The following is a 16,056-nucleotide window of genomic DNA, read 5'->3' as shown; positions in this document are numbered from 1 at the left end:
CACGTGTGTGGCACGGCCGTGATCATGGCAAAGGGCCAGTTCGAGGGGATCATGCCCCTGAACTGGCCCTTAGTCGTGTGCCCCCGGCAGGATTCGAACCTGCGACACCCGCTTTAGGAGAGCGGTGCTCTATCCCCTGAGCTACGAAGGCGTGGATCGTGGAAGATCCGGCGACTAGCCTAGCGGATGCTCGATCCGTCGTGGGAGCGTTCTCGTTTCCGCTGGTCAGGGTGGGGTTCGTGGGGTCGTGAGGGTGGCCGGGGCCCCGGGCGCTTGACCTCGAGTTAGGTTGAGTTTCTACGTTTCTCGTGTCGGTCCCGCCAGAGGGCCCGCGAGAAACGAGGAGACCCATGTCCCACGCGCCCCTCAAGATCGGTGTGCTCATCGGGAGTGTTCGGCCCGGGCGGTTCGCCGACAAGGTGTCCCGGTGGTTCCTGTCCGAGATCGGGCGGCGGGACGACATGGAGACGCACGTCATCGATCTGTCGGAGCCCGTGCTCGCCGACGAACTCAAGCTCACCCTCGAGCAGTCCGACGCCCCGACCCTCGCCCAGCGGATCGGCGGGCTCGACGGGTTCGTCGTCGTCACGCCCGAGTACAACCACGGCTACCCCGCCGCCCTCAAGCTCGCCGTCGACTACGTCTACCGGGAGTGGCGCGCCAAGCCCGTCGGGTTCGTGTCGTACGGCGGGATGGCCGGCGGGCAGCGGGCCGTGGAGCAGTTGCGGCAGGTCTTCGCCGAGATGCACGCCGTGACCCTGCGCGACACCGTCAGCTTCCACATGGCCTGGGAGCGGTTCGACGACGACGGGCGCCCGCACGACGAGGACGGCACCGCCAAGGCCGCCGCCGTGCTGCTCGACCAGCTCGCCTGGTGGGGGCTCACCCTCCGGGAGGGCCGTGCCGCCCGGCCCTACGACGGGTGAGCCGTTCGGAGGGGGAGGCCGCCGCGCGCAGCCGGGGGCCGGCAGAAGCGCCACCGTCCCGCGTCACCCCCTCGCGTCCCCCTCCCGCGTCACCCGCACCCGGTACCCCCCGTCCTCCTCCACCCCCACCACCGCGACCCGCACCCCCCGCTTGTCGTCGCGGAACTCCTCGCCCGGGGTGAAGGTCGCGTCGGAGAGTTCGGCGTGGACGTTCGGGCTGCGGGTGCAGCCGCCGCTGTCCTGCTGGGAGTCCTGCACCTTCACCGGGCCCATCCCGGTGTCGACGTCCGCGGCGACCCGGTAGACGAGGATGCCGGGGCGGCAGACGGCCTCGTCGTTGCCCTCGCGGGTGCGCAGTTCCAGGGCGTAGCCGGAGTGCGGGCCCAGCGGGACGAACAGCAGCTTCGGGCCGCCCTCGCGGGCCAGCGGGGTCAGGGTGTACTCGTCCGAGCCGGCGGCGGCCGCGCAGCGGACCTGGGCGTCGTCCAGCCACCCGAGCTTCCACTTGTGCCAGCCGAGCAGGTCGTTGTTGGCCCCCCAGTCCTCGCTCATGATGTCCCAGTGGCCGACCGCGCCGCCGCCCTCGGCGGTGTAGAGGTCGGGCAGGCCGAAGACGTGGCCGTTCTCGTGGGGGAGGACCCGGTAGCCGGTGCGGTGGTAGGAGCCGGAGCCGTCGTCCTGGCGCGAGTACACGAAGGAGGCGTTGGTGACGGAGACGCCGTCGGCCACGGGGGCCTCGACGTTGCCGGCGAAGGTCACCGACAGGACCGTGTCGAGGGCGGAGGGCCCGGCGTTCGGGGTGACGAGGACGTTCAGGAAGTCGTACGACGTGAAGTCGACGCGCGCGTCGGCGGCGACCACGATGTCCTGGACCAGCCGGCGGTACCCGGGGTCGAAGGGGGCGCCGCGCTCTATGCCGTACTCGCGGAACGACTTGGGCATCCGCAGCCAGTCGGGGATCGGCGTCTCGGCGCGGTAGTCGAGGCGGCCGTAGGAGCTGGTGCGGAACCACTTCTGGGTCTGCGGGAAGAACTCGCCGTAGCGGTCGAGGGCGCTGCCGGTGCCGGGGGCGTCGGGGAAGTCGACCATGAGGGTGAGGGCGCGGACGGTGCCGGTGGAGCGGGCGTAGCCGCGCGGGGTGGGCACGCCCTCCGACATCTGGACCGCCGGCGGGCCGCTGATCATGCAGGGGCCGAGCGCTGTGGAGTGCTCCGGGGATATCGGTCCCGCCCCGGCCACCGTGGAGGTGCCCGCCGTGAGGTGCCCGGTGCCTGCCGAGGTGCCGACCGCCATGATCAGGGCGGTGACGGAGGCGAGGGCGGCCACACGGCGGGGACGTATCCGGCGGTACGGCTGCATGCATGGGCCCTTTCAGTCCATGGCAGCCCGCCGGACCGCGCGCTGCACCCTCTCGATCACCCTGTGTCGGGGGATGCGGGCGCGCGCGTTGGAGGAGACCGAACGTGTGGGTTCCGCGCCGCCCGGCGGCCTGGTGACCAGGCGCTGCTTGGCCTCGACGGAAATGTGATCCAGGTCACAGGAATAAAGGCCGGGGGCGGGAAATAACCGGGGACCGTCTCCCCGTTTAGACCTGTGTCCGCGCGAAACGGGGAGTGCTTCCCCGGATCGTCGAAACCGGGTCGCAGAACCCCCGGGGGAACCGGACACCCAGCATCACAGGAGACGAGGAGGACACCGTGGAGACCGCCACCCCCGCAGTGCGCAAGGCACCCCGGCCCCGCGCCGACGCCCTGCGCAACCGGGAGCGGATCGTCACCGCCGCCCGCGAGATGTTCGTCGAGCACGGCCCCGACGTGCCGCTCGACGACGTCGCCCGCCGGGCCGGCGTCGGCAACGCCACGGTGTACCGCAACTTCCCCGACCGCGACGCGCTGGTGCGTGAGGTCGTCTGCTCCGTCATGGACCGTACGGTGGCGGCGGCTCATCTTGCGCTCGCGGAGACCGGGGACGCCTTCGAGGCTCTGGAGCGCTTCGTGCACACCGCCGCCGACGAGCGGATCAGTGCGCTGTGCCCGATGGTCCAGAGCACCTTCGACCAGCACCATCCGGATCTGGAGGCATCGCGCGAGCGGTGCGAGAGCCTCGTCGCGGCGATCATGGATCGCGCGAAGGCGGCGGGGCAGCTCCGGTCCGACGTGGACGTCGGCGACGTCATGATCGCCGCGGCCCAGCTCAGCCGGCCGCCGGCCGGCACCGACTGCGGCATCGCGGACCGCTACGTCCACCGCCATCTGCAGCTGTTCCTGGACGGGTTGCGGGCACCGGCCCGCTCCACCCTTCCCGGTACGGCACTGACCATGGAGGACCTGCGCAAGGCCTGACGCGACCCGTCCCGAGGGACATGTTCCGGGCACAACCCCTGCCCATGTCCCCACCGAAGCCCATGCACATGTCTCGACCCAAGTCCAGGCACATGTCTCGGCCAAAGCCCATGCACATGTCTCGACCGAAGCCCGTGCACGCCATGTCCGGACCTCAGTACACGTCCTGACCGACCCGAATCGTTCGTCCCGACCCGCCCGCCCCGCCGGCACACCGGCCGATGAGTCCGGGGCACCACGGGGGTCGACACGCGCACAGCCGTAGTCCAGCGGCCGTCACAGCCGACGAGCCGTCCCCTTTCCTTTCACTTTTTCCGTCACGAAGTCCCGAAGTGGGTACACCCATGTCTGAAACAGCCGTGAAGGCTCCCGGCGGCGCCCTCGGCGCGGCCGATCCGAACCGATGGAAGGCGCTCGCCTTCATCGCGATAGCGCAGCTGATGGTCGTCCTGGACGCGACCATCGTGAACATCGCGCTGCCCTCCGCCCAGCAGGACCTGGGCATCTCCGACGGCAACCGGCAGTGGGTCGTCACGGCCTACGCCCTCGCCTTCGGCGGTCTGCTGCTGTTCGGCGGACGCATCGCCGACCTCTGGGGCCGCAAGCGCGCCTTCGTGGTCGGTCTGGGCGGCTTCGCCGCCGCCTCCGCCCTCGGCGGTGCGGCCACCAACGAGGCCATGATGTTCGGCGCCCGCGCGCTGCAGGGCGCGTTCGGCGCGCTGCTCGCCCCGGCCGCGCTCTCCCTGCTCGCCGTGATGTTCACCGACGCCAAGGAGCGCGCGAAGGCGTTCGGCATCTACGGCGCGATCGCCGGTGGCGGCGGTGCCGTCGGCCTGATCCTCGGCGGGTTCCTGACCGAGTACCTGGACTGGCGCTGGACGTTCTTCGTGAACATCCCGTTCGCCGTCGTCGCCGCGCTCGGCGCCTGGTACGTCATCCGTGAGCCGCAGGGCGGCCGCAACCGCTCCACGCTCGACATCCCCGGCGTGATCCTGTCCACGCTCGGCCTGGTCTCGCTGGTCTACGGCTTCACCCGCGCCGAGTCCGAGGGCTGGAGCGACCCGACCACGATCGGCATGTTCGTCGCCTCCGGCGTGCTGCTGCTCGCCTTCGTGACCGTGGAGTCCCGGGTCAAGGCCCCGCTGCTGCCGCTGCGCGTGGTCACCGAGCGCAACCGCGGCGGTGTCTACCTCTCGCTCGGCCTCGCGATCATCGCGATGTTCGGCCTGTTCCTGTTCCTGACCTACTACCTGCAGATCGTGAAGGGCTACTCGCCGGTCAAGACCGGCTTCGCCTTCCTGCCGATGATCGCGGGCATGATCACCGGGTCCACGCAGATCGGCGCCCGGCTGATGACCCGGGTCGCGCCGCGGCTGCTGATGGGCCCCGGCTTCCTGGTGGCCGCCGTCGGCATGTTGCTGCTGACCCAGCTGGAGATCGGCTCCTCGTACGCCGCGCTGCTGCTGCCCGCGATGCTGCTGCTCGGTCTCGGCATGGGCACCGCGTTCATGCCGGCCATGTCGCTGGCCACCCTCGGCGTCAAGCCGCAGGACGCCGGTGTCGCCTCGGCCATGGTCAACACCTCGCAGCAGGTGGGCGGCGCGATCGGTACGGCCCTGCTGAACACGATCGCCGCCTCGGCGACCACGTCCTACATCGCCGACCACATCGCCGGCGCGTCCAGCCGGTCCCAGCAGCAGCTGGTCCAGGCGCAGGGCCTCGTGCAGGGCTACACCAGCGCCATCTGGTTCGCCGTCGGCATCCTGGTCGCGGCCGCGGTCATCGCCCTGACCCTGGTCAACGCCGGCCGTCCGGGCGGCACGGCGGTGGCCTCCTCCGAGGAGGGCGCCGAGGAGGACCTCCCGGTGCCGGTCGTCGCCCACTGAGACGCTGAGGCGCTGAGGTGCTGAGGCACTGACGTACTGATGCGCTGACGCACTGACGGACGCACGACCACGGCCCTGGCGGCCGTACCCCGAGGGACCAGGCGCGCGTACGGGGAAGGGGACGCCCGGTACGTACGCCGCGAAGGACCTGCCCTGGCTCGCTGGAACGAGCGGTTCAGCGCAGCCAGGGCAGGTCCGCACCCGCTTCGCTCGGCTGCAGGCCCTCGGCGACGATCTTCATGATCTCGCCGAGGGCCTTCTGCTGTTCCGGGGCCAGCCGGTCGAACAGGGCCTGCCGAACGGCCCGTACGTGCCCGGGCGCGGTCCGGCGCAGCACTTCCAGGCCTTCGTCGGTCAGTACGGCGAACTGGCCGCGCTTGTCGTCGGGGCAGTTCTCGCGGCGCAGCCAGCCGTTGCCCTCCAGCCGGGCGACGGCGTGCGACAGCCGGGAGCGGGTGATCTTCGCGTACCGCGCCAGCTCGGTCATCCGCAGCCGCCGTTCCGGGGACTCGGCGAGCGCGACCAGGAGCCCGTAGTAGAGGTGGGGCATGCCCGCGTCCCGCTGGAGCTGACGGTCCAGATGGTCGTCGAGCAGCGTGGTCGCCTCCACGTACGAGCGCCACACGCGCTGCTGGTCCTCGGTGAGCCAGGGGGACTCCTCCACCGGGGCGGACGTCGATGCGCTGTTCATACGTTCCACTGTACGAGCACTCTCCTTGAACTTTGAACTATCCCGGCGTACGGTCAGGGAGACGAACGAACGTTTTAGATTTGAAGCAGTTTCGATGGAGGAGAGACCCGGTTCCCGCCGGGCTCGGAGGGAGTGCCCGACATGTCCGCCGCCGCCCAGGAGCGCATGCCCGCCCTCTACCTCAGCCATGGCGCCCCGCCGCTCGCCGACGACCCCGTCTGGCCCGGCGAACTCGCCGCCTGGGCCGCCGGGCTGCCGCGCCCCAAGGCGATCCTCGTCGTCTCCGCCCACTGGGAGGAGGCCCCGCTCGCCCTCGGCGCCACCGCGCCCGTGCCGCTCGTGTACGACTTCTGGGGCTTCCCCGAGCACTACTACCGGGTGACCTACCCGGCCCCCGGTGCCCCCGAGCTCGCCGAGTCCGTCCGCAAGCTGCTGCGCGCCCCCGGCGTCCCCGTCCAGGACATCCCCGACCGCGGCCTCGACCACGGCGCCTACGTCCCCCTCGTCGAGATGTACCCCGACGCCGACATCCCCGTCCTGCAGATCTCCATGCCGACCCTCGACCCGGTGCGGCTCATGGAGGTCGGCCGCAAGCTGGCCCCGCTGCGCGACGAGGGCGTGCTGATCATCGGCTCCGGCTTCTTCACCCACAACCTCGCGGCCCTGCGCCAGGGCGGAATACCGTCCTGGTCCGTGGAGTTCGACGACTGGGGACGCCGCGCCCTGGAGCACCGCGACTGGGACGCGCTCCTCGACTTCCTCCACAAGGCCCCCGCCGGGCGCTACGCCCACCCCCGCACCGAGCACTTCGCACCCCTCTTCGTCACCATGGGCGCCGCCGAGGCGGCCGGTGAGCTGGACGGGCAGAAGTCGGTGATCGACGGCTTCTGGATGGGGCTGGCCAAGCGCTCGGTGCAATTCGGCTGAGGTCGAGCCGGGCCGTCCGGCCTGGCAACCTTCCGCGGGCGCCGACCGTCTTCAGGGGTGAGAGGGCGGACGACGGCGTCGGTCCTTCCGCCGAACGGCCGACGGTGCCGGTGTGAGCGGAATCTCACCGGACCGCCCCCGAGGGCGGCGGCGACAGCACGGAAATCCGGCGAATCCCGTCTGACCTGCGATTCCTCGGCCCGGACGGCGAGGGGTCGCCCGTGTGGCCCGGCAGGATACTGCAAGATCAGATAAATAGGGGGGCGGGTTGGGAATTCTGTCCTGATTCAAGTCGTTGTTCCGTTCGGATGCGGGGCACTCGAGAAGAGTCCCAAGCGTCCAAGGACCACCCGCCAGCCCAATCGCAAGGGAGCACGCATGGCAACCCGTGCCGTCGCCCGTCGTCAGTCCGCCACCGGCGAGGCCGTCGACGCGGCCAGCAGTGTTCGCGCCCATGGCGGCGAGATCGCGGACCGCGACCTGGTCGGCATGTACCTCGACGAGATCGCCCGTACGCCTCTGCTCGACGCGGCGAAGGAGGTCGAGCTCTCGCAGATCATCGAGGCGGGTGTGTTCGCACAGCAGGTCCTCGACGGGTACGAGGAGTCCAAGGCGGACGCCACCCGTGAGGAACTGGAGGCCCTCGTCGCCGAGGGCGAGCGGGCCAAGGACATCTTCATCCGCTCCAACCTCCGTCTGGTCGTCGCCGTGGCCCGCCGCTACCCCCGCAGCGGCCTGCCCCTGCTCGACCTGATCCAGGAGGGGAACGCCGGCCTGGTGCGCGCGGTCGAGAAGTTCGACTACCGCAAGGGCTTCAAGTTCTCCACGTACGCCACGTGGTGGATCCGCCAGGCCATCACCCGGTCCATAGCCGACCAGTCCCGCACCATCCGCCTCCCCGTCCACCTGGTCGAGGAGCTGGGCCGGATCCGCCGCGTGCAGCGCGAGTTCAACCGCGAGCACGGGCGCGACCCGGAGCCCGCGGAGATCGCGGCCGAGCTCGGCTCGACCCCGGAGCGCGTGACCGACGTCCTGGACTGGGCGCGCGACCCCGTCTCGCTGAACATGTCGGTGGACGACGAGGGCGAGACCCAGTTCGGCGACCTGCTCGAGGACACCTCCGCCGTCTCGCCCGAGCAGTCCGTCCTGACCTTGCTGCGCAGCGAGGAGCTGGACGACCTGATCGGCCGCCTCGACCAGCGCACGGCGTCCATCATCAAGATGCGGTACGGCATCGAGGACGGACGCGAGCGCACGCTGACCGAGGTCGGCAAGGAGCACGGCCTGACCCGCGAGCGCATCCGCCAGATCGAGAAGCACGCCCTGCTGGAGCTGAAGAAGCTGGCGCGCAGCACCGGCTTCGACGCGGCCGCGTAACGTACGCGGCCGCGGGGGCGGCGCCGCCGAGGGGCGTGCGCCGGGTGGCGAAAGACCGCGCAAACATGGCCGCGGAACGCTGCTTCAACCCCCAGGGCCCAGGGAACAAGACCTCAGGGCAAGGGAGTTCGACTCCGGACTCCCACCCGCGGACCGCGTCCCGACGCACTCCCCCCGGCGCCGGGACTTTCCCCGAGCCGGGCTTCGGCGCCCATCCCCCCTGGGTGCCGGGGCCCGGCTCCACCCATGTCCGCCCCGCCCCCTGTGCGAGCGCGCGCGTGAGCGGACAAAGGGCCACCCCGTACCTGAACCACGGGGTGACCCCTCGGATGGCAGATTGTGTCACACAGGCATAGCCTGCAGTACGTGAGCAGCCCCACCCCCGCACCGCCCCCGGCCACCGCCTCCCTCACGGAACGACGCAAGGCGGCGACCCGAGCCGACATCGCCCGTGCCGCGGCCGGCCTCTTCGTCCGGCAGGGCCTGAAGGCGACCAGGGCCGAGGACATCGCGCAGGCCGCGGGGGTCGCGCCGCGCACCTTCTACCGCTACTTCGCCACGAAGGAAGAAGCGGTCGCCCCGCTCTACGCGGACGGCGCCGACCGCTGGACCCGGGCCGTCCACGACGCCCCCACCGCCCTGTCGGTGCCGGAGGCCCTGGAGCACGCGGTCCGCCACACGCTCACCCCCGGCGAGGGCATCTCCGGCGCCTCCTGGGAGTGGACCCGCACCCTGGTCCGCCTCGCCCTCCACGACCCCGCCCTGCACCGGGTGTGGGCGGAGGTCAGCCACGCCACCGAGGCCCGGCTGGCCGAGGTGCTCGCGGAGCGCTGCGCGGGCGGCGACGCCTCCGCCGACCTGGCCTTCCCCGCGGCGGTGGCCTCGGCCGTCGTCCGGGTCGCGGTGGAGACCTGGGCCACCGGAGAGGCCCCGGCCGACGGCCCCGAAGGCCCGAGGGCGCGCGCCCTGGCCAACCTGGAGGCCCTGAAGGGCTTCCCGTGGGGGAGCACCCCTGAGACCCCGGAGGCTCCCGAGACCCCAAAGGCCCCCAAGACCTCGAAGGCCCCCACGACCTCGAAGGCTCCCAGGGCTCCAAGGGCTCCCAAGTCCCGCTAGCTCGCGGCCGCCCGGCTCAGCCGTCCGCCCAACTCCTCCGCGGACCGCCGCAGTTCCTCCGGCGACTCGACGGTGAAATCGCAGCCCACCATCGCCAGCCGTACGGCCGTCCACTCCGGGTTGCCCCCGCTCGTCCCCCGCACCCGGCACGTCCGTCCGTCCTCCAGCGGCTCCGGCACGCCCAGCCACCCCGGCAGCCGCGTGGCGACGAACTCCGCGGGCGCGGCGAACGTCACGGAGAACTCGTACGACTCCGCCCACCCCCACATGGACTGCCGCAGATACTCGGCGGCGCTCCCGGTGGGCAGTTCCCGCGGGGCGAACCGCGCCCCCGTCGCGAACGGCTCGCTCACCCGGTCCACCCGGAACGTCCGCCAGTCGCCCCGGTCGAGGTCGTACGCGACGAGGTACCAGCGCCGCCCGGTCGACACCAGCCGGTACGGCTCGGTCAGGCGCCGTGAGGCGGTGCCGTCCTTCGCCCGGTACGCGAACCGCAGCCGCTCCCGCCCCGCCACGGTCGACGCCATCACGGTGAGCGTCTCGGGCGCGATGCTCGCCCCGTCCCCGCTGGCCAGCGGCGTGGTGGCGGCCTGCAACGTGCTCACGCGGTGCCGCAGACGCGCCGGCAGCACCTGCTCCAGCTTCGCCAGCGCCCGTACGGACGCCTCCTCGACGCCCTCGACGGCGTGCCCGGCACCGGCCCGCAGCCCTACCGCGATCGCCACGGCCTCCTCGTCGTCCAGCACGAGCGGCGGCATCGCCTTGCCCGCGACGAGCCGGTAGCCCCCGTCGGACCCCTTGGTCGCCCGCACGGGATAGCCCAGTTCCCGCAGCCGGTCGATGTCCCGCCGCACCGTGCGCCGGGACACCCCCAGCCGGCCGGCGAGTTCACCACCGGGCCACTCACGGGGCGTCTGGAGGAGGGAGAGGAGGGTCAGCAGCCGTGCCGGAGTGTCCGTCGTCATGGGTTCGAGGATGCCGCACGTCTAGGACACGATCTGACCTAATCGGCCCGTAGCGTCGGAACATGACCTCAGGCGAGCGCACCACAGCGACACCGCAGCAGCGAACGAAGCGAACGACGACGGCGGACGAGCCGACGGCGAAGGCCACGACGGCCACGAAGGCCACGACGGCCGCGACGGCCGCGACGACGGCGGACACCACGCCCCCGGCCGACCGGCGCCGCTGGTTCGCGCTGGCCATCGTGATGACCGCGGCCTTCATGGACCTCGTGGACGTCACGATCGTCAACATCGCCATCCCGTCGATCCAGCGCGAGGCCGGGGCCACCTTCAGCCAGATCCAGTGGATCACCGCGGGGTACGCCCTCGCCTTCGCCGCGGGCCTGATCACGGGCGGCCGGCTCGGCGACATCCACGGCCGCAAGCGGCTGTTCCTCATCGGCATCGGCGGCTTCACCCTCGCCTCCGCGCTGTGCGGCTTCGCCGTGAACCCGGAGATGCTGGTCGCCTCCCGCATCCTCCAGGGCGCCATGGCCGCGCTGATGGTGCCTCAGGTGCTGTCGATCGTCCACGCCACCTTCCCGGCGCACGAACGGGGCAAGGTGTTCGGCCTGTTCGGCGCGATCGTCGGCCTCGGCGCGGTCAGCGGTCCGCTCCTCGGCGCGCTGCTGACGGAGGGTGACCTCTTCGGGCTGGCCTGGCGCCCGATCTTCCTGATCAACCTGCCGGTCGGCATCGCCGGCCTGATCCTCGGCAGCCGTTTCATCACCGAGTCCAGGGCCCCGAAGGCCCTCAAGCTGGACCTGGTGGGCGTCGCCCTGGTCACCCTCGGCCTGCTGATGCTGCTCTACCCGCTGACCCGGGGCCGTGAGCTGGGCTGGCCGCTGTGGGGGTACCTGTCGATGGGCGGCTCGCTCGTCGTGCTGGGTGCGCTGGTGGCGTACGAGCGGCGCAAGGGCGCCCGTGACGGCTCCCCGCTGGTCGAGCTCTCCCTGTTCAAGGTGAAGAGCTTCGCGGCCGGAATCGCCGTCCAGACGGTGTTCGGTGTCGCGCTCGGCATCTTCTTCCTGGTGTGGACGCTGTACATGCAGTTCGGGCTGGGCTGGAGCCCGCTGAAGGCCGGCCTCACCGGCATCCCGTTCTCCATCGCCGTCTCCACGGCGGCCGGTCTGTCCGTCCAGCAGCTCGTCCCGCGCTTCGGCCGCACGGTGCTCCAGGCGGGCGCGCTGCTCATGGGCACCGGCATCCTGCTCTACATCTGGGAGGCCGGCCGCTACGGCCTCGCCATCGCCCCGTGGCAGATGGCGCTGCCCCTGATCGTGATGGGTGCCGGGATGGGCCTGATCGTGGCCCCGCTGACGGACGCGATCCTCTCCGAGGTGCCGCGCGAGCACGCCGGTTCGGCGTCCGGCCTGATCAACACGGTCCAGCAGATGGGCAACGCCCTCGGCCTCGGCCTGGTCTCCGTCGTCTTCTACGGCATCGTCGACGACCGCCTGACCGAGGCCACGACCCCGACCGCGGCGGGCACCGCCTTCGCCGACGGCTTCCAGCACGCGCTGGGCTGGGTGGCGGCGGTGATGGCGGTCATCTTCCTGCTGATGTGGGCGCTGCCGGCGCGGCCGGCGGGGCCGGGGGAGGGCGAGGGCTCCGGAAGCGGGGCCGTGGAGGGCGAACGGTCCGACGACCGGGCTCCTCAGCTCGTCGGCTGAGTTTTCGCAGCGACAGGGCAGCGACGAGGCCCGTCCAGGTGCGACCTGGGCGGGCCCTTCGCCTTTTCCAGTCTCCCCAGTCCTCCCAGCCCTCCGGGCCCGATGCCCGTTCGTGCCCGATCACATCCGAATCTGTTTACTTCTCCGGAGTCCGGGCGTAATCTCGGCCCCCGAACCACAGACTCGGGCACACCGGCGAGGGAGAACGGGCATGTACGCACCGGAGCGGCAGCAGGCGATCCTCCGGCTGGCCCGGGACGGCGGCCGGGTGGACGTGCTGTCGCTCGCCGAGGAGTTCCAGGTCACGGCCGAGACCATCCGGCGGGACCTCAAGGCGCTCGACCGGGCCGGGCTGGTCCGGCGGGTGCACGGCGGCGCCATCCCCGCCGGGCGCCTCGACTTCGAACCGGACCTCACCGAACGCGAGTCCACGGCGGCCGACGAGAAGGACCGGATCGCGAAGGCGGCCCTCGCCGAACTCCCCACCGACGGCACCCTGATCCTCGACGCGGGCACCACCGTGGCCCGCCTCGCCGCCGCCCTGCCGCTCGAGGCGTCCCTCACCGTCGTCACCCACAGCCTGCCCATCGCCGCCCGCCTCGCCGACCACCCCGGCATCCAGCTCCACCTCGTCGGAGGCCGCGTACGGCACCGCACCCGCGCCGCCGTCGACGCCTGGGCCCTGCGCGCGTACGCCGAGATCCGCGCCGACGTGCTGTTCGTCGCCGCCAACGGCTTCTCCGCCGAGCACGGGCTGACCACCCCCGACCTCGCCGAAGCCGCCGTGAAACGCGCCGCCGTCGCCGCCGCGCGCCGGGTCGTCCTGCTCGCCGACTCCGGCAAGCACGGCCAGGAGCACTTCGCCCGCTTCGGCGGCCTCGGCGACGTGGACCTGCTGATCACCGACACCGGCCTCGCACCCGAGGCCGCCACGGGCATCGAGCACGGCGGCACGGAAGTGCAGCGTGTCTGAGAACGTCCCCCCACCCGGGCCTGGAAACGAGCGCATGATCCTCACCGTCACCCCCAACCCGTCCCTCGACCGCACCTACGAGGTCCCCGCCCTGGACCGCGGCGAGGTCATCCGCGCCACCGGTGAACGCATGGACCCCGGCGGCAAGGGCGTGAACGTCTCCCGGGCCGTCGCCGCCGCCGGACGCCGGACGGTCGCCGTGCTGCCCCTCGGCGGGGCGCCCGGCGCCCTCGTCGCCGACCTCCTCCACGCCCAGGGCATCGACGTCGCCCCCGTCCCCGTCGCCGGCGCCACCCGCTCCAACATCGCCCTCGCCGAGACCGACGGCGTCCTCACGAAGATCAACGCCCCCGGCCCCGAACTGAGCCCCGCCGAACGCGAAGCCCTCCTCGACGCCGTCCGCGCCCAGGCCCGCGCCGCCGACTGGATCGCCTGCTGCGGCAGCCTTCCCCGCGGCCTCGCCGCCACCTGGTACGCCGACGTCGTCACCCGGGCCCACGCCGACGGCACCCGGATCGCCCTGGACACCTCCGGACCGGCCCTGCTCGAAGCCGTACGGGCCCGGCCCGACGTGGTGAAACCCAACGCCGAGGAGCTCGCCCGGGCCGTCGGACGTCCCCTCACCACGCTCGGGGACGCGGTGAAGGCCGCCGGGGAACTGCGTGAACTGGGCGCCCGTGCCGTCCTCGCCAGCCTGGGCGCCGACGGGCAACTGCTGGTCGACGACGCCGGCACCTGGTTCGGCACCGCACCCGTCGACGCCGTCCGCAGCAACGTCGGCGCCGGGGACGCCTCCCTCGCCGGGTTCCTCATCGCGGGCGGGCAGGGCCCCGACGCCCTCGCCTCCGCCGTCGCGCACGGCGCCGCGGCCGTACGGCTTCCCGGCAGCGTGATGCCCACCCCCGCCGACCTCGACCCGTCGGCCGTCACCGTCACGGCCGACGTCCCCGCGGACCGCGCCCTCACCGAGCCCGCGTCATGAACGGCACGGCCGCACTTCTCTTCCTCCCCGTCCCCGTCCCCACCCCCGCCCACCCGACTCCCCTGGCGATACGGGCGATACGCGTGCGAAGGAGCCCGCGATGAGCGACATGATCACGGCGGACCTGGTCGACCTCGACCTGACCGCCGACACCAAGGAGGCCGCGGCACGCGCCCTCGCCGAGCGCATGGCCGCCCAGGGCCGGGTGACCGACCTGGACGGCTTCCTCGCCGACGTCGCCGCCCGCGAGGCCCAGATGCCCACCGGCCTCGACGGCGGCATCGGCATCCCGCACTGCCGCAGCGCCCATGTCACCGAGCCGACGCTCGCCTTCGGACGCAGCGCCGCCGGTGTCGACTTCGGCGCCGCCGACGGGCCCGCCGACCTGATCTTCCTCATCGCCGCCCCGGCCGGAGCGGACGACGCCCACCTCACGATCCTGTCCTCGCTGGCCCGGCAGCTCATGGACAGCGCGTTCACGGACGCCCTGCGCGCCGCCCGGGACGCCGAGTCGGCCGCCGCGCTGATCCGCGGGGAAGAGGCCCCCGCCACGGACACCCCGTCCCGCGAGGAGGCCCTTGCCACGGACACCCCGTCCGGCGAGGACGCCACCACCGCCGGGCGTCCCTTCCGGATCGTCGCCGTCACCTCCTGCCCCACCGGCATCGCCCACACCTACATGGCCGCCGAGGCCCTGGAGAACGCCGGCCGGGACGCGGGCGTCGAACTCGTCGTCGAGACGCAGGGATCGGCCGGCTTCACCCGGCTCGACCCCGCCGTCGTCGCCGCCGCGGACGGCGTGATCCTCGCCCACGACGTCGCCGTACGCGAGAAGGACCGGTTCGCCGGGAAGCCCACGGTCGACGTCGGAGTCAAGGCCGGCATCAACCGGCCCGCCGAACTCATCGCCGAGGTCCGCGAGAAGGCCGCCCGCGGGGAGACCACCCGGGCGGCCCGGCCCGGCGCCCCCGTCGACCGGGCCGGCGAACCCGGCGACGGCTACGGCACCCGGCTGCGCAAGTGGCTGATGTCCGGCGTCAGTTACATGGTCCCGTTCGTCGCCGCCGGCGGCCTGCTGATCGCCCTCGGGTTCGTCATCGGCGGCTACCGCATCAACGAGGCCGCGCCCGTCACCGAGCACTTCGCCTGGGGGCAGGCCGACAGCTGGGGTGCCCTGCTCTTCCAGATCGGCGGCGTCGCGTTCGGCTTCCTGATCCCCGTCCTCGCCGGGTACATCGCCTACGGCATGGCCGACCGGCCGGGACTCGTCCCCGGCTTCGTCGGCGGCATGATCGCCTTCACCATCAACGCCGGATTCCTCGGCGGCCTCGTCGCCGGTCTCCTCGCCGGCGGTGTCGTCCTCGCCATCCAGCGGATCGACATCCCCCCGGTGCTGCGCGGCATCATGCCCGTCGTCGTGATCCCGCTGCTGTCCTCCATGGTCGTCGGCTTCCTGATGCTCGTCGTCATCGGCAAGCCCATCGCGCAGGCGCAGAAGGCCATGACGGACTGGCTCGGCGGCCTGTCCGGCTCCAACGCCGTCCTGCTCGGCGTCCTGCTGGGCCTGATGATGTGCTTCGACCTCGGCGGCCCGGTCAACAAGGTCGCCTACGCCTTCGCGACCGCCGGCATCGCCGTGCAGGACCCGAGCGACTCCGCCATGAAGATCATGGCCGCCGTGATGGCGGCCGGCATGGTCCCGCCCCTGGGCATGGCCCTGGCCACTACCCTGCGCCGCAAGCTGTTCACGCCGGCGGAGCGCGAGAACGGCAAGGCCGCCTGGGTGCTCGGCGCCTCCTTCATCAGCGAGGGCGCCATCCCCTTCGCCGCCGCCGACCCCCTGCGCGTCATCCCCGCCTCCATGGCGGGCGGCGCCGTCACGGGCGCCCTCACCATGGCCTTCGGCTCGACCCTGCGCGCACCCCACGGCGGCGTCTGGGTCACCTTCCTCATCGGCAAGCCGTTCCTCTACCTGCTGGCCATCGCGGCCGGTACGGCGGTCACGGCCGGCCTGGTCGTCCTGCTCAAGGGCCTGCGCCGCACAGCACCCGACGGCCCCCCGGCCGCCGGTGCCTCCCGATCCGACACCGGGCAGCAGCCGGTCGCCGCCTGAAAGGAAGGGTCCAACGACGGACAGGGGCGCCGCTTGTCCCAGTTGA

Annotated in this window: 13 protein-coding genes and 1 tRNA gene; 10 read left to right on the top strand and 4 right to left on the bottom strand. The window is 72.3% G+C overall.

Annotated elements, in window-relative coordinates; all coding sequences use genetic code 11:
* Positions 1–78 precede the first annotated feature (78 nt).
* Positions 79–151: transfer RNA gene (locus tag F8R89_RS15260), tRNA-Arg, on the bottom strand.
* 199 nt (positions 152–350) lie between these two features.
* Here F8R89_RS15260 and F8R89_RS15255 point away from each other — a divergent pair.
* Complete coding sequence (locus F8R89_RS15255) at positions 351–926, top strand: NADPH-dependent FMN reductase (RefSeq protein WP_151784503.1); 576 nt, start codon at positions 351–353, stop codon at positions 924–926.
* A gap of 63 nt (positions 927–989) precedes the next feature.
* On the opposite strand, the gene F8R89_RS15250 is transcribed toward F8R89_RS15255, so the two are convergent.
* The gene (locus F8R89_RS15250; RefSeq protein ID WP_151784502.1) at positions 990–2,285 is read right to left on the bottom strand and encodes a M6 family metalloprotease domain-containing protein; all 1,296 of its coding nucleotides are present in this window, start codon (positions 2,283–2,285) and stop codon (positions 990–992) included.
* Between the two features lie 338 nt (positions 2,286–2,623).
* Between F8R89_RS15250 and F8R89_RS15245 the strand changes: the two genes are divergently transcribed.
* A complete protein-coding gene (locus tag F8R89_RS15245; RefSeq protein WP_151784501.1) occupies positions 2,624–3,268 on the top strand; it encodes a TetR/AcrR family transcriptional regulator in 645 nt (214 codons plus the stop codon).
* A gap of 344 nt (positions 3,269–3,612) precedes the next feature.
* The gene (locus F8R89_RS15240) at positions 3,613–5,154 is read left to right on the top strand and encodes an MFS transporter (protein ID WP_151784500.1); all 1,542 of its coding nucleotides are present in this window, start codon (positions 3,613–3,615) and stop codon (positions 5,152–5,154) included.
* A 175-nt stretch (positions 5,155–5,329) separates the two neighbouring features.
* On the opposite strand, the gene F8R89_RS15235 is transcribed toward F8R89_RS15240, so the two are convergent.
* Entirely contained in the window at positions 5,330–5,845 is a 516-nt protein-coding gene (locus F8R89_RS15235) for a MarR family winged helix-turn-helix transcriptional regulator (RefSeq protein ID WP_151784499.1), read from the bottom strand.
* A gap of 141 nt (positions 5,846–5,986) precedes the next feature.
* On the opposite strand from F8R89_RS15235, the gene F8R89_RS15230 reads away from it, so the two are divergent.
* The 3 genes from F8R89_RS15230 (at position 5,987) to F8R89_RS15220 (ending at position 9,265) form a co-directional block, all read left to right on the top strand.
* Positions 5,987–6,772, top strand: coding sequence for a dioxygenase (locus F8R89_RS15230; RefSeq protein WP_151784498.1), 786 nt, complete (start codon positions 5,987–5,989; stop codon positions 6,770–6,772).
* A 378-nt stretch (positions 6,773–7,150) separates the two neighbouring features.
* Positions 7,151–8,149: an RNA polymerase sigma factor RpoD/SigA gene (locus F8R89_RS15225; RefSeq protein ID WP_151784497.1), complete on the top strand. Its 999-nt coding sequence runs from the start codon at positions 7,151–7,153 to the stop codon at positions 8,147–8,149.
* Positions 8,150–8,515: 366 nt separating this feature from the next.
* The gene (locus F8R89_RS15220; protein ID WP_151784496.1) at positions 8,516–9,265 is read left to right on the top strand and encodes a TetR/AcrR family transcriptional regulator; all 750 of its coding nucleotides are present in this window, start codon (positions 8,516–8,518) and stop codon (positions 9,263–9,265) included.
* Here the strand turns inward: F8R89_RS15220 and F8R89_RS15215 are convergent.
* Positions 9,262–10,230, bottom strand: coding sequence for a helix-turn-helix transcriptional regulator (locus tag F8R89_RS15215; RefSeq protein WP_151784495.1), 969 nt, complete (start codon positions 10,228–10,230; stop codon positions 9,262–9,264). The genes F8R89_RS15220 and F8R89_RS15215 overlap by 4 nt on opposite strands.
* Before the next feature lie 245 nt (positions 10,231–10,475).
* On the opposite strand from F8R89_RS15215, the gene F8R89_RS15210 reads away from it, so the two are divergent.
* The 4 genes from F8R89_RS15210 (at position 10,476) to F8R89_RS15195 (ending at position 16,010) form a co-directional block, all read left to right on the top strand.
* The gene (locus tag F8R89_RS15210; protein WP_225994635.1) at positions 10,476–11,942 is read left to right on the top strand and encodes an MFS transporter; all 1,467 of its coding nucleotides are present in this window, start codon (positions 10,476–10,478) and stop codon (positions 11,940–11,942) included.
* A 211-nt stretch (positions 11,943–12,153) separates the two neighbouring features.
* On the top strand, positions 12,154–12,915 hold the full coding sequence (locus tag F8R89_RS15205; RefSeq protein WP_151784493.1) for a DeoR/GlpR family DNA-binding transcription regulator: 762 nt from the start codon (positions 12,154–12,156) through the stop codon (positions 12,913–12,915).
* Positions 12,916–12,949: 34 nt separating this feature from the next.
* Positions 12,950–13,897, top strand: coding sequence for a 1-phosphofructokinase (gene pfkB, locus F8R89_RS15200; RefSeq protein ID WP_151784492.1), 948 nt, complete (start codon positions 12,950–12,952; stop codon positions 13,895–13,897).
* Positions 13,898–13,997: 100 nt separating this feature from the next.
* Complete coding sequence (locus F8R89_RS15195) at positions 13,998–16,010, top strand: fructose-specific PTS transporter subunit EIIC (protein WP_151784491.1); 2,013 nt, start codon at positions 13,998–14,000, stop codon at positions 16,008–16,010.
* Positions 16,011–16,056 lie beyond the last annotated feature (46 nt).

The organism is Streptomyces sp. SS1-1, from assembly GCF_008973465.1.
Taxonomy (GTDB): domain Bacteria; phylum Actinomycetota; class Actinomycetes; order Streptomycetales; family Streptomycetaceae; genus Streptomyces.
Note: the sequence above shows the minus strand (reverse complement) of the source record. Positions and strands in the feature narration are given on the sequence as shown.